We start from the raw sequence: 9,939 nt of genomic DNA on the forward strand, positions 1-9,939 counted from the left end.
GGAGAGCCATGATCACCACCCTGCCTCATCGCTGCTGGGAGTTGCGTTGGCCCGACGGCAGCGTGTTCGACGGCGGCAACGACGGTGCCCCGCACTTCACCACCGAGGCGGACGCTGCGGCCGAGGCCAGCGACCGGGCCGAGACCTGGCCGGACATGTATCCGCCCGGCGCGTTGACGTCGGCGCAGGTCGACACGCCGTGTTTCACCGCCGCCTGCAACGAGTGCGGTCGTACGACCGACTCGGACTCGTTCAACGTCATGCACTACGCCCGGTTCGAGGACGCGGCGTTCGAGGCGCGCGAGTTCGACTTCCACATCGACGTTCAGGGCAACGCGTGGTGCGACGACTGCAAGGTGATCAAACCGCACGGTTTCACCCCCGATCCAGACGTGCCGGGCATGTGCGGGCGATGCCGTGTCGACGCCGATGAGCACGACAACCCTGCGCTGATGATCGGAGGTGGGTCGTGAGCGCCAACCTGATGCCGGTGTGCGTCTCCGAGTTCACGGAGACGCTGTCGACGGCGATCACGGAGGACCTCGACGGCGGGTGGATGCTGCTGCCCCGCAAGCTGGTGGAGCGGTTTTGGGCGGCGCACGAGGCGTTCCGGGCCGTCGAGCACGAGGTGTCGGAGTACATCGAGGCGCACGGGCTCGAGCTGAGCGACGACGACCCGCCGGAGGGGCCGTGACCGCCCTCGCCGCCCTGCCGCACCGGGAGACGGTCGCCTGCCGTGGCCGGATCGTCGCCCTCGACGAGCATGTCAGTCACCAGGGCCTGCCGTGGGCGTCCGGCGTGGTCGAGAGCCCGTCGGGCGAGGACAGGTTCGAGGTGTGGCCTGTGCCGTACCGGTCCGCCGGCAAGCTGTCGGTCGGGGCGCGGGTGGCGTTCGTTGCCGTCGTCGACCTGGAGCGAGCAGCCGAGCCGGTGCTGCTGGTCCGGCAGGTGGAGGTGCTGGCATGACGCCGAAGCTGTTCACGGCGACGTGGCGGGATGTCTACCACCACCTGGTGGCGTCCGGAGAGTCGATGACGGTGGTCGGCCGTGTTGCCGAGCTCGGCGTGGACATGGAGTGGGTGGCGACACCGCTGGGCCTGAACGTGTACGACGAGAACGGCCAGTCGACGGCGACGTGGTATCCGGAGGCGGGCGATGCGCTGCGGGTGCCGATCGAGATCCCGGCCGCTCCACGGCACAGCACGGAGATCGCCAAGGCGGCGGAGTTGCTGCGGAAAGCCGCAGCCGGCCGGCTGGAGTACCTGGCGCGGTGCCCGAATCAGAAGGACCGCGACGTGCTGGAGACGGAGGCGTCCACCCTCCGGCATGCCGCCGATGTGGTCGAGGGTGACCTGGGTCCGCTGTACGGATGGCTGCCGGCGTGGCGATGGACCGACGAGATGAACGCACAAATGCGAGAGGAGCGCTCATGACCCGCACCGTGAACGACGCCCGCGAGCTGGCCTACGCCGCGCACGAGGGTCAGGTCGACAAGGCCGGCGCGCCGTACTTCGAGCACGTCGCCGAGGTTGCCCGCCGCTTGGAGGAGCACGGCGACGAGGCGGTGATGGCCGGCTACCTCCACGACATTGTCGAGGACACCGACGTGACCCTCGACCAGCTGCGGGCAATGGGCTTCCCCGACGAGGTGGTGCGGGCCGTGGATGCGGTGACATGGCGGGACGGCGAGGACTACATGGACCTGATCGCCCGAGCCGCTGCAGACCCGCTGGGCCGGTTGGTGAAGCTCGCCGACAACGCCACAAACAGCGACGAGGAGCGGCTGGCACTGCTCGACTCGGCGACGGCGGAGCGGCTGCGGCGGAAGTACGCGCGGGCGCGCGAGGTGCTGCTGGCTGGGGAGGTGGCATGACCGTCGACCTGAACGCTCTGACCAGGTACGTCAGCGACGAGAGGGTTGTCGACCTCATCGCCGAGGCGTGGCTGCTGCTGTCGAACCCGGACGACAGCGGCGGCAAGGGCAACGAGGACGTGTCCGGGTTGCCGCGCGGGTATCTGTGGGAGGACTGGTCGAAGATGACGGGCCGTGCCTTGCGCGGGTTCGCGGAGGCGCACGAGCGGCCGACGACGTATCCGTGGATGGACGAGCGGTTCGACGGGTTCGGGTGGCGGGCGTGACCGAGGACCAGGCGAACGCCGTCTACAACGTGCTGGTCGAACATGCCGGAGCCCGGGAGGACGACCGGGACGCGTTCGTCTACCACGTGACGCACGGCTGCGAGGAGTACCGCTTCCAGGGGGTGCTCGGCTTCGGCGGGAAGCTGTACGTGGAGCCGCGCCGGTGGCGGGTGTCCTGCTACCGCGAGGATGAGACGCCGGCGCGGGTCGAGGCGATCTGGGTCACGAACGAGGCGCTGGCCGAGCTACGCGCTGCCGCTGCGGGTGCCGAGGCGCCGGTTCAGGGTTGATCGCGACTCCCCCGACTCCTCGCAGAGCGTGGTGTCGGGGATTCCGAGCGCGCGACCGTGAGCGATCAGATCCCACCTCGCGGTGTTAATGGCCGCTAGTTCCCGGCTGAGGCGGCGGGCATTTGCCAGCGCGGCCATCTGCGCCGGGCTCCCCCGCCATGCGGGACGGCCCCAGCTTCTGCCGGAGTGCGGCAGGAACCGAGCGCAGCCGTTCTCGTCGCCGGTGACGATGTTGTGGATCGGCTGCTCGTCCCGGATCGCCGCCAGTTCGGCCGTCTCTGCGGACTCGCGATTCTCGAACCACTCGATCGTCGTCTTTGTGATGTCGATGTCGCCACCCCAGGACTTTCGGCGGTGACTGGTGATGCGAACGGCGGGGTCGTAACCGATGCCGATGTAGAGGAGGGTTCCGTCGGACTTGCGGAGGCGGTATAGGCCGGTGCGGCGGTTCACTCGGCTGCCTCGGTCTTGCCGCCACCTTGCCCGCCCGCCGACCGACCTTCGGCGATCTGCTGGACGCGGTTGCTTGGGACGCCGAGGTGCGCGGCGAGCTCACGGAACTCGGCGAGGGCGGCAGCGGCGCCTGTCGAGTCTCGTGACTTCTCCGCCGCGATTCTCGCCTTCCTGAGCCGCCGGGCCTGCGCGATCAAGCCTTCGGCGGCGGCGGGCCCGCCGGGACCAAACCTGGCCCGGTTGACGATTGCCGAGAGTGCCGTGCCGACGAAGTTGAAGTCGGGGTCCACGCGCCAGATCGCGGCGTGCTCCACGCGGTTGGCCGTCCTCCAGTCGGGGTGCCACTCGACGGTCCAGGTGAGGTCGCCGATGTGCCAGCCTCGGTCGCTGCACTGGGTGGCGATCCTGGCGTCGGGACTGTAGCTGGAACCTATGTAGATCACGCGGCGGAGTCCATCCGAGATCCGGTACACCGCGTGTGGCTGGTCGCGGTTGAAGTAGGTGATCCGCCCGCGGGGACTGACGTTCCGAATGTTCATGCCCGCTGGTCCCTTAGTTTCTCGACGACGACCTTGCGGAAGACCCAGACGCTGTCGACCCGCTTGCCCCGGAGTTGGCCCGCTTTGACGAGCCGATGGGTCATGGCGCGGCCGATGCCGAGGATGGCGGCGGCCTCGCGCAGGGAGACGAGGTCGGGGATGTGCTTGTCCTCGGGCGGTTCGGTCATACCGCCATCGTACGGATCACGGTAGACGGTCGTCTACATGGGTACACGGCAGACACGAACGGGCTATTCGGGTCTCCACCTGCAAGATTCAGTAGACAATCGTCTACTGCGAGGGGAGAATTGAGTCGTGCCCACCTTCCTCGACATCCCCGTCGCCGCCAGCGACATCCGCCCCGGCGACCGCCTGGTTCCCGCCCGTGGCACGGTCCGTTTCGTGTCGCAGGTCGACCACCGCGACCGCATCCAGATCACGTGGGCGGGATTCGACCGGTACGACAACGTCGACGACCTCGACCCCCACGACACCGTCATCCTGCGCTGCCCCACCGAGCGCACCCCCGGCTGGGACTACGTCGCCGACGAGACCGGCTACTCGATGCCCTGCTCGTGCCTGTACCGCCTGGCCGACGGTGTGTGGGCGAAAGAGATCACCCTGCCGACGTGCGCGTGGTGCAACCCCGACGAGGAGAACTGACCATGCCCGAGACCGTGAACGACTACATCGCCGACCACTGCCTCGCTGGGACGTCGTCCCTGTGGTGGCAGTACCGGTTCCCGAACGGCCGCGGGGCCACCGTCTCCCCGGCTCACGCTGTCTACCCGTTCCGGTTCGACGTCGAATACGACGGCGAGGACGGGCTATTCACGGCGGAGGGCCTGTCGACCGCCGAGGTGGAGGCGAAGCTCGCCGCCGTCCAGGCACTGCCACCCGCGGTGGAGGACTGATGGCGACCCTCGCCGACATTCGCAAGGCCTCCGAGACCGACGTCCACGCCTGCGTCGACGACGACACGCCCGGCGGTCACTTCCTGGCGACCGCCCGCATCCTCGCTATCACCACCACCTACCTGTGCGCCGGCGCTCAGAGCGACCTCGATGCGCCGATCGTCGGCCGGATCGAATGGCCGCTGATCGACAGCGGGCGGGCCCCCGTTGCGGTCCGGGGTAGCGGTATCAAGGGCGGCCAGGCGCTGCTCGGCGCCTGGGCCGACTCGGCCGCCGCGTTCAAGGCGATGGTGGCCCAGTGAACCCCGCCACCCGCTTCGGACCGGTTGCCGAGCGAGAGTTCGTCAGCGCCGCCGACCATGCCAAGCCCGAACTGACCGCCTGGCTCGAGAAGCTGCCCGGCCTGTCCGACGACGAGTTCACCGCCGAGGCCGCCTCAGCGATTCACGGGTCGGCGCTCGTCCAGCGGTTCAAGGGCAACTGGGAAGCCGACCACTGCAAGGCGTCCGCCGCGTTCAACGAGGCCAGCCGGCGGCACCTCGCCGCCGGCCACACCGAGGACTGCACCGGCGACACCCTCTACTCGATGGCGTTCCTGAGGACGTGGCGGTCGCAGGGGCACTCCCCCGACGCGTACCCGCCCCGGCCCTGCGATTGCGGGGCCAAGGCGTGACCCCCTATGTCCCCGGCACGTCCCTGACCGCCGCCGAGAACGCCGAACGCGAGTGGAACCACATCCGCCTGCACGCCGACCCGGCCGACTTCTACGCCGCGGTCAACCGGGTTGCCGGTCTGCCCGACGACGCTGGCGAGCACGACCGCAGCCAGGCGTCGCGTGGGCGGAGCCCCTACGACCGCCGATTCAACGCCGAGGCGCATGTCGCCGCCTACCGCCAGGTGGTCGCCGACCGTGAGACAGGCGCCGAGCCGAACCTGTGCACGCCGGACGCGATGACCGTGACGTGGGGCGATGAGCGCCGGTCGTTCACCGAGACGATCCGCAAGTCCGTCGACCTGACCGGGGCACCTCCGATCACCGTCGCGCCCGCCCGCGGATCGAAGGTCCACGGCGGTGCATATAGCCCGTACTCGATCACTCTGACCTTCACCCGGTTCGGCCCTGCCGAAGCGTGGCGGGCCGAGATCGTCATCTACGCGATGCGGCACGGCGACAACTTCGGCAGCCACTTCAGCCCCGACCGGGTCGTCGGCATGCCGCTCTGGCTGGCCGACCTCATCGACAACGCGACCCCGAAGGAGAACTCCTGATGTCCGACGACATCAAGGTTCGCTGGACGGTCGACCTGAGCAGCCTCAACCACTCGTCCGGCGAGGTGGAGCTGCCCCGCGAGGACTGGGACGTGCTCAGCGTCGAAGACCGATACCGGGAGATCAAGTACGCGGTTGGCGAGGCAGTCCTCCGCGCGCTCGACGTCGACTGGACCCTGCTCAATGCCCGCATCGACGACCCCAACCGCTGAAGGAGACCCCCATGATGACGTTCACGAGCCTGATCGAGGCCCTGATCCTGGAGGCCAACACTGACGGCGCCGGTGACGCCGAGGAGTTCTCGGACACGGTCGTCAATCTGCGGACGGAGGCGCTGCGCCGCCGTGATGCGCTGATCGAAGAGTTCGGCGACCGCGCCCGGGCGATCCTGGACGGCGAGCGGTGAGCCTCGCCGACGTCCGCCGCGCCCACGAACGGCACGTGGACCTGGTCGCGAAGTTTGACCGCGCTCCGAACGCCGCCAGCCGCGCCGTCGTGGCCGAGAACATCGCCGCCGCGATGCGGGCCGAGGCGGACAACATCGACGGTTCACTGCTGGCCCGCGCGCTGTCGTTCGGGACGGCGGAACGCTGCCGGGCGGACGCCGCCCAGTGGGATGCCCGCGCCGCAGAGTGTTGGGCCGAAGCGGCGAAGGAGAGCGACCTGTGAGTGCGCCGCTGGAGCCGACCCCCGAACTCCTGGCCTGCGCCCGCCGGGTTGCAACCCGCGAGTGGACGCTGGGCCCGGACGACTCCGCATACCCCGACGACCCCGCCCTGCGGAAGCTCGTCGACGCGAGTTACGCGACCGTCTACTACCCGCCGACCCGGCTCCGCGACGACTACTGGACGTTGACGACCTCGGGGCGGGCGTGGCTCGCCGAACATGGCCCCGAGACGAAGGAGACCCGATGACCGAGCAGGTCGACAGCCCGAAGGAAGTCCGACGCCTCCGCCAGGCTTCGCTCCGATCCACCTGCCCGACCTGTGCGGAAGTCCTCGACGAGGACGCCGACGCGATGGAGCGCCGCCTTGCGCAGGCCGAGGCGATGGCGGCCGGGCTGAACGCGGCAGGTGCACGGTGATCGAGCCTGACAACGGACGTGTCGTCGTCCTCGGCCACATGGCGTTGAGTAACCCGTGTGACCTGGCCGCCTACATCCGCAGCGACGAGGACGCGGCAGCGGACGGCTTCAACGAGCGCCGCTGGTACCGGATCGGCGGCAACAGCTGGGAGGAGCCGCCCGCCACGTTCGCCGGCCTGCTCGACTGGGCCCGGCAGCGGCACACGCAGATCGCGCTGATGGCGGCCGTGGACGTGGAGGCGCCGTGAAGACCGACGCCGAGAAGATCGCCGTCGCCCTGGTCGCGGCCGGGTTCGACCCGCCGCCGTACGTCGGCGAGGACTGGATCGACCGGGCCGTGACCTGGCTGCCCGAAGGCCACCAGCAGATCGTGCGGATCACCTCCCTTGGCAACACTGTCTCGGGATGGCAGGCACGGGTGATCCGCCGCCAGGTCGACGCCGACGGCAACACGGTTCCGTCCGGCTGCGGCGAGGGGATCATCCATGTTGCCCGCCTGTTCGGCCGCGAACACCCGGAGATCAGCAACTTTGAGCGGGTGCCTGTCTGATGCCGCAGCTCGTGATCAAGCCAGCCCGGCACCGGGACGAGTACGTCGTCTGGTCGACGGTCACCGAGACGCCCGTCACGTACGGCTGCCGCCGCTACATGACCCGCTGGTTGGCCGCCGACCGCGCTCGCCACGTCGAGCAGGAACGACCGCTGGCCCGCCTCCGACGTGCGGACCGGCTCGGCTCGTCCGCCTACCCGCAGTGGGGTGACGGGCACTGGGACGACGACATCCAGATCTACGAGCAGCGCGGCATCCTGCACCGCCGCGACCTCTACCGGGCCGCCCGGCTGGCGTGCGCCGGCCGTGACGCCGAGGTGTGGGACCTGCTGGAGCCGTTTGAGGACGAGACCGAGGTGCGGCGTGGCTGATCTGTCGTGGATCGAGCAGCAGATGACCAACGAGCTGGCCAGTACCGCGGGCGGGTTCGTCAGCTTGTGCAAGGTCCGCCCCGGGCAGGCCGAGGCGATGCGCCGCGCCGTCGTCGCGAGACTCGACGAAGACTCGCGGGAGCTGCTGTTGGCGTTGGCCGCGCAGATCAACGAGGAGGCGGCGTGAGCGCGGAGCCGCGCGTGTGGCTGCCCGGCGACGAGGAGCCAGACGACGCGACCGACGTGGTGGACGCCTACCAGTCCCACTGGCGCCGCACCCCGACCGGCTGGTACCCGTCGGACGGCGGCTACCACCGGCAGGAGCAGACGTGGTGGTGGCTGACCATGCACCGCGGGCCGATCAAGGAGGCGACATGAGCGACCTGGTGGCCTTCATCGAGGCACGCCTGGCTGACGATGAGCAGCTGGCGCTCGCCTGCCAGGCCGAGGTCGGTGCCACCCGGGCCGGCGAGATGTACCCGGACGGTTCCGGGTTCGCCGACCGCGACGACTTCCCGTCGTACCCGTGGGGGTCACGTCCGGCGGAGCTGGCGTACATCGCCGCGTACGGGCCCGACCGGGCGTTGCGCGGTGTCGAGTCGAAGCGGCGCATCCTCGCCGGTGTCCGCCGCTGGCTCGACCCGCACCCCGGCCGGCCGTGCACCAACGAGGACAACCCGTGGGTGGAGTGCGAGCTGCACGTCGCGGCAACCGGGCGCATCCACGCCGACGTGCTGCCGCTGCTGGCGCTCGAATGGGACACACACCCGGACTACGACGAGCGGTGGCGTCCGTGAGCGACTTCTGGCTTGGTGTCGCCGCGGTCCCGGCCGCGATTCTCGTCCTCGCCGCGGGCGTGGTCCTTGCGCTCGGAGCCGTGGCGCTTGTCGGCCGTGTCATGCCGGCGCACTGGTCGCTGCGCGGCCCGCAGCGCCGTGCACGCGACGCGCGGGAGCTGTTCCGGTGGGTCAACGCCGCCGGACGGCACATGAGCACCTTCCGGCGGTTGTTCAGCATCGGGCCGTTCGTGGTGTACGTGGGGCGATACCGGCCAGGGCAGGTCGACGAGGAGGCGCTGTGAAGCACCCGGTGCACCACAACTACTACGCGCGCCGCGACGGAACCCCGTACGCAGCCCCGCTGGCGAACCGCGGCCCGGAGGCGTTGCAGGAGCTGCTCGTCGGGCGTCGGGAAGCGACGGACAGGCAGTTGGACTCGCTGCTCCGCTCGGAGCTGATCCACCTCGCCGCCGTCGCGGAGGAGCTTGCGGGGATGGCGCGTGCGAAGGTCGAGAAGGTGTGGCCGGGACATCTCGGCCGAACCGAGGCCAACTGATCGGCGCCTCCGGGCACCCGACCGGCTTACGTAGCGGCGCTACAGCGGGCCGACCAGGTCATACGTCCGCGCCGACCGGCCCGGACACCCGGCCGATACCGGCCGCCAGGCCCACAGGCGCACGGTGGGGTGATGGACACACAACAGGTCATATCCGCTGACGCCGCCTACCTCGTTTCCGGCGCCACCCTCACCGACGAGTCGATCGGGCCGCTGTACGCGACCGCCGTGGACGCGCACCGGATCGCCCGGACGGCGATCGCCGGGCCAGGCGGGACCGTGCGCATCCTGCGCGGTGGTGAGGGCGGCTGGATCGAAGTGGCCCGTTACACGGACACCGGCCGGCACGCGGCCATCCGGGGCCTGACGATCGACTGGGCTGCGGTCGAGTTCGCCGACGAGGCGTAGCGGCTGTCTGGGCCGGCGCCTGCTAGTGATGCCGACCCGGGCGTCCTTCCAGATGTGAATGCTGGTGATCGAGGCAGACGTCTAGATGGCCTCGACGGTGTCGTTGTCGATCTCGACCCGAATCTCGAGCCCGAATTCCCCAGTTCCTGCTCCGCCTCGTACTGGGTAGGTCCAGAGCACGTCACGGACTCGGTAGCGGATGTCGTACCAGTCCAGTCCGTCGCCGATGCGCGGGATGGCGTGTTCATGGATAGCCAGTTCGCCGGCCTTGGTCCAGTCGCCGTTGCGGTCCTGCTTCTGGATCTCAGCGATCACTGGGTTGTTCACTTCGCCTGCTTCCTTTCGCGATCGGCCTTCTTGAGCTCGGCGAGCTGTTCGTCGGTCATGACGTCGCGGCGGAGCATCTCGCGGGTACGGCCGAGACGTCGACTGATCTCCACCTGCGGGATGTCGGCGGCCAGGCCGGCGCGGAGTGTTTCCCGGTAGTGCTCTTTCGCGCGCTCGATACCTTTCCAGGCTTCTTCGATGTCGTCGAGGGTGGTCATCCGCCGAGTCTCCCACGAACGGACGCCTAGGAAGTTAGGCCG

31 protein-coding genes are annotated in these 9,939 nt (G+C 69.5%); 26 read left to right on the plus strand and 5 right to left on the minus strand.

All coding sequences use genetic code 11. From position 1 onward, the window contains the following. Positions 1-8 precede the first annotated feature (8 nt). The 7 genes from ABT369_RS39355 to ABT369_RS39385 are packed head-to-tail and all read left to right on the plus strand — an operon-like array spanning position 9 to position 2,429. Positions 9-473 carry a hypothetical protein gene (locus tag ABT369_RS39355; protein WP_350620265.1) on the plus strand — a complete coding sequence of 155 codons (465 nt, stop codon included), beginning with the start codon at positions 9-11 and terminating at the stop codon, positions 471-473. After that, a complete protein-coding gene (locus ABT369_RS39360; protein WP_350620267.1) occupies positions 470-694 on the plus strand; it encodes a hypothetical protein in 225 nt (74 codons plus the stop codon). The genes ABT369_RS39355 and ABT369_RS39360 overlap by 4 nt, the downstream gene beginning before the upstream one ends. Beyond that, entirely contained in the window at positions 691-966 is a 276-nt protein-coding gene (locus tag ABT369_RS39365) for a hypothetical protein (RefSeq protein ID WP_350620269.1), read from the plus strand. Before ABT369_RS39360 ends, ABT369_RS39365 begins: the two co-directional genes overlap by 4 nt. Further along, on the plus strand, positions 963-1,433 hold the full coding sequence (locus tag ABT369_RS39370) for a hypothetical protein (protein ID WP_350620271.1): 471 nt from the start codon (positions 963-965) through the stop codon (positions 1,431-1,433). The genes ABT369_RS39365 and ABT369_RS39370 overlap by 4 nt, the downstream gene beginning before the upstream one ends. Next, a complete protein-coding gene (locus ABT369_RS39375) occupies positions 1,430-1,873 on the plus strand; it encodes an HD domain-containing protein (protein ID WP_350620273.1) in 444 nt (147 codons plus the stop codon). Before ABT369_RS39370 ends, ABT369_RS39375 begins: the two co-directional genes overlap by 4 nt. Continuing rightward, positions 1,870-2,139 (plus strand): hypothetical protein, encoded by a 270-nt coding sequence (locus ABT369_RS39380; protein WP_350620275.1) that lies wholly within the window; start codon positions 1,870-1,872, stop codon positions 2,137-2,139. Before ABT369_RS39375 ends, ABT369_RS39380 begins: the two co-directional genes overlap by 4 nt. Beyond that, positions 2,136-2,429 carry a hypothetical protein gene (locus tag ABT369_RS39385; RefSeq protein ID WP_350620277.1) on the plus strand — a complete coding sequence of 98 codons (294 nt, stop codon included), beginning with the start codon at positions 2,136-2,138 and terminating at the stop codon, positions 2,427-2,429. The genes ABT369_RS39380 and ABT369_RS39385 overlap by 4 nt, the downstream gene beginning before the upstream one ends. On the opposite strand, the gene ABT369_RS39390 is transcribed toward ABT369_RS39385, so the two are convergent. From ABT369_RS39390 to ABT369_RS39400, 3 genes are read right to left on the minus strand one after another with little or no spacing between them, the layout of a single operon-like run. Beyond that, on the minus strand, positions 2,385-2,882 hold the full coding sequence (locus ABT369_RS39390; RefSeq protein WP_350620278.1) for a GIY-YIG nuclease family protein: 498 nt from the start codon (positions 2,880-2,882) through the stop codon (positions 2,385-2,387). The genes ABT369_RS39385 and ABT369_RS39390 overlap by 45 nt on opposite strands. Then, positions 2,879-3,421 carry a hypothetical protein gene (locus tag ABT369_RS39395; RefSeq protein WP_350620280.1) on the minus strand — a complete coding sequence of 181 codons (543 nt, stop codon included), beginning with the start codon at positions 3,419-3,421 and terminating at the stop codon, positions 2,879-2,881. The genes ABT369_RS39390 and ABT369_RS39395 overlap by 4 nt, the downstream gene beginning before the upstream one ends. Further along, positions 3,418-3,609 carry a helix-turn-helix domain-containing protein gene (locus tag ABT369_RS39400; protein WP_350620282.1) on the minus strand — a complete coding sequence of 64 codons (192 nt, stop codon included), beginning with the start codon at positions 3,607-3,609 and terminating at the stop codon, positions 3,418-3,420. Before ABT369_RS39400 ends, ABT369_RS39395 begins: the two co-directional genes overlap by 4 nt. A 127-nt stretch (positions 3,610-3,736) precedes the next feature. Between ABT369_RS39400 and ABT369_RS39405 the strand changes: the two genes are divergently transcribed. The 19 genes from ABT369_RS39405 (at position 3,737) to ABT369_RS39495 (ending at position 9,352) form a co-directional block, all read left to right on the plus strand. Then, positions 3,737-4,084, plus strand: coding sequence for a hypothetical protein (locus ABT369_RS39405; RefSeq protein WP_350620284.1), 348 nt, complete (start codon positions 3,737-3,739; stop codon positions 4,082-4,084). A gap of 2 nt (positions 4,085-4,086) precedes the next feature. After that, positions 4,087-4,335, plus strand: coding sequence for a hypothetical protein (locus tag ABT369_RS39410; RefSeq protein WP_350620286.1), 249 nt, complete (start codon positions 4,087-4,089; stop codon positions 4,333-4,335). Then, positions 4,335-4,637: a hypothetical protein gene (locus ABT369_RS39415; protein WP_350620288.1), complete on the plus strand. Its 303-nt coding sequence runs from the start codon at positions 4,335-4,337 to the stop codon at positions 4,635-4,637. The genes ABT369_RS39410 and ABT369_RS39415 overlap by 1 nt, the downstream gene beginning before the upstream one ends. Continuing rightward, positions 4,634-5,008: a hypothetical protein gene (locus ABT369_RS39420; RefSeq protein WP_350620290.1), complete on the plus strand. Its 375-nt coding sequence runs from the start codon at positions 4,634-4,636 to the stop codon at positions 5,006-5,008. Before ABT369_RS39415 ends, ABT369_RS39420 begins: the two co-directional genes overlap by 4 nt. Continuing rightward, positions 5,005-5,604, plus strand: coding sequence for a hypothetical protein (locus ABT369_RS39425; RefSeq protein WP_350620292.1), 600 nt, complete (start codon positions 5,005-5,007; stop codon positions 5,602-5,604). The genes ABT369_RS39420 and ABT369_RS39425 overlap by 4 nt, the downstream gene beginning before the upstream one ends. Then, a complete protein-coding gene (locus ABT369_RS39430) occupies positions 5,604-5,816 on the plus strand; it encodes a hypothetical protein (RefSeq protein ID WP_350620293.1) in 213 nt (70 codons plus the stop codon). The genes ABT369_RS39425 and ABT369_RS39430 overlap by 1 nt, the downstream gene beginning before the upstream one ends. 11 nt (positions 5,817-5,827) lie before the next feature. Beyond that, positions 5,828-6,010 (plus strand): hypothetical protein, encoded by a 183-nt coding sequence (locus ABT369_RS39435; protein ID WP_350620295.1) that lies wholly within the window; start codon positions 5,828-5,830, stop codon positions 6,008-6,010. Then, positions 6,007-6,273, plus strand: a complete 267-nt coding sequence (locus tag ABT369_RS39440; RefSeq protein ID WP_350620296.1) for a hypothetical protein — start codon at positions 6,007-6,009, stop codon at positions 6,271-6,273. The genes ABT369_RS39435 and ABT369_RS39440 overlap by 4 nt, the downstream gene beginning before the upstream one ends. Next, positions 6,270-6,518, plus strand: coding sequence for a hypothetical protein (locus ABT369_RS39445; RefSeq protein WP_350620298.1), 249 nt, complete (start codon positions 6,270-6,272; stop codon positions 6,516-6,518). Before ABT369_RS39440 ends, ABT369_RS39445 begins: the two co-directional genes overlap by 4 nt. Beyond that, positions 6,515-6,688, plus strand: coding sequence for a hypothetical protein (locus tag ABT369_RS39450; protein ID WP_350620300.1), 174 nt, complete (start codon positions 6,515-6,517; stop codon positions 6,686-6,688). The genes ABT369_RS39445 and ABT369_RS39450 overlap by 4 nt, the downstream gene beginning before the upstream one ends. After that, positions 6,685-6,936 carry a hypothetical protein gene (locus tag ABT369_RS39455; protein ID WP_350620302.1) on the plus strand — a complete coding sequence of 84 codons (252 nt, stop codon included), beginning with the start codon at positions 6,685-6,687 and terminating at the stop codon, positions 6,934-6,936. The genes ABT369_RS39450 and ABT369_RS39455 overlap by 4 nt, the downstream gene beginning before the upstream one ends. After that, positions 6,933-7,238, plus strand: a complete 306-nt coding sequence (locus ABT369_RS39460) for a hypothetical protein (RefSeq protein ID WP_350620304.1) — start codon at positions 6,933-6,935, stop codon at positions 7,236-7,238. The genes ABT369_RS39455 and ABT369_RS39460 overlap by 4 nt, the downstream gene beginning before the upstream one ends. Beyond that, entirely contained in the window at positions 7,238-7,609 is a 372-nt protein-coding gene (locus ABT369_RS39465; protein WP_350620306.1) for a hypothetical protein, read from the plus strand. Before ABT369_RS39460 ends, ABT369_RS39465 begins: the two co-directional genes overlap by 1 nt. Continuing rightward, positions 7,602-7,796 (plus strand): hypothetical protein, encoded by a 195-nt coding sequence (locus ABT369_RS39470; protein ID WP_350620308.1) that lies wholly within the window; start codon positions 7,602-7,604, stop codon positions 7,794-7,796. Before ABT369_RS39465 ends, ABT369_RS39470 begins: the two co-directional genes overlap by 8 nt. After that, positions 7,793-7,987 carry a hypothetical protein gene (locus ABT369_RS39475; protein ID WP_350620310.1) on the plus strand — a complete coding sequence of 65 codons (195 nt, stop codon included), beginning with the start codon at positions 7,793-7,795 and terminating at the stop codon, positions 7,985-7,987. Before ABT369_RS39470 ends, ABT369_RS39475 begins: the two co-directional genes overlap by 4 nt. Beyond that, a complete protein-coding gene (locus tag ABT369_RS39480) occupies positions 7,984-8,406 on the plus strand; it encodes a DUF6221 family protein (RefSeq protein WP_350620312.1) in 423 nt (140 codons plus the stop codon). Before ABT369_RS39475 ends, ABT369_RS39480 begins: the two co-directional genes overlap by 4 nt. After that, entirely contained in the window at positions 8,403-8,690 is a 288-nt protein-coding gene (locus ABT369_RS39485) for a hypothetical protein (protein ID WP_350620313.1), read from the plus strand. The genes ABT369_RS39480 and ABT369_RS39485 overlap by 4 nt, the downstream gene beginning before the upstream one ends. Beyond that, a complete protein-coding gene (locus ABT369_RS39490; RefSeq protein WP_350620315.1) occupies positions 8,687-8,944 on the plus strand; it encodes a hypothetical protein in 258 nt (85 codons plus the stop codon). Before ABT369_RS39485 ends, ABT369_RS39490 begins: the two co-directional genes overlap by 4 nt. Before the next feature lie 132 nt (positions 8,945-9,076). After that, complete coding sequence (locus ABT369_RS39495; protein WP_350620317.1) at positions 9,077-9,352, plus strand: hypothetical protein; 276 nt, start codon at positions 9,077-9,079, stop codon at positions 9,350-9,352. A gap of 81 nt (positions 9,353-9,433) precedes the next feature. Here ABT369_RS39495 and ABT369_RS39500 read toward each other — a convergent pair whose 3' ends face one another. Then, positions 9,434-9,679, minus strand: a complete 246-nt coding sequence (locus ABT369_RS39500) for a hypothetical protein (RefSeq protein ID WP_350620319.1) — start codon at positions 9,677-9,679, stop codon at positions 9,434-9,436. Continuing rightward, entirely contained in the window at positions 9,676-9,897 is a 222-nt protein-coding gene (locus tag ABT369_RS39505; protein ID WP_350620321.1) for a hypothetical protein, read from the minus strand. Before ABT369_RS39505 ends, ABT369_RS39500 begins: the two co-directional genes overlap by 4 nt. Between the last annotated feature and the right edge of the window lie 42 nt (positions 9,898-9,939).

Origin of the sequence: Dactylosporangium sp. NPDC000244 (assembly GCF_040300725.1) — a bacterium.
Lineage (GTDB): Bacteria > Actinomycetota > Actinomycetes > Mycobacteriales > Micromonosporaceae > Dactylosporangium.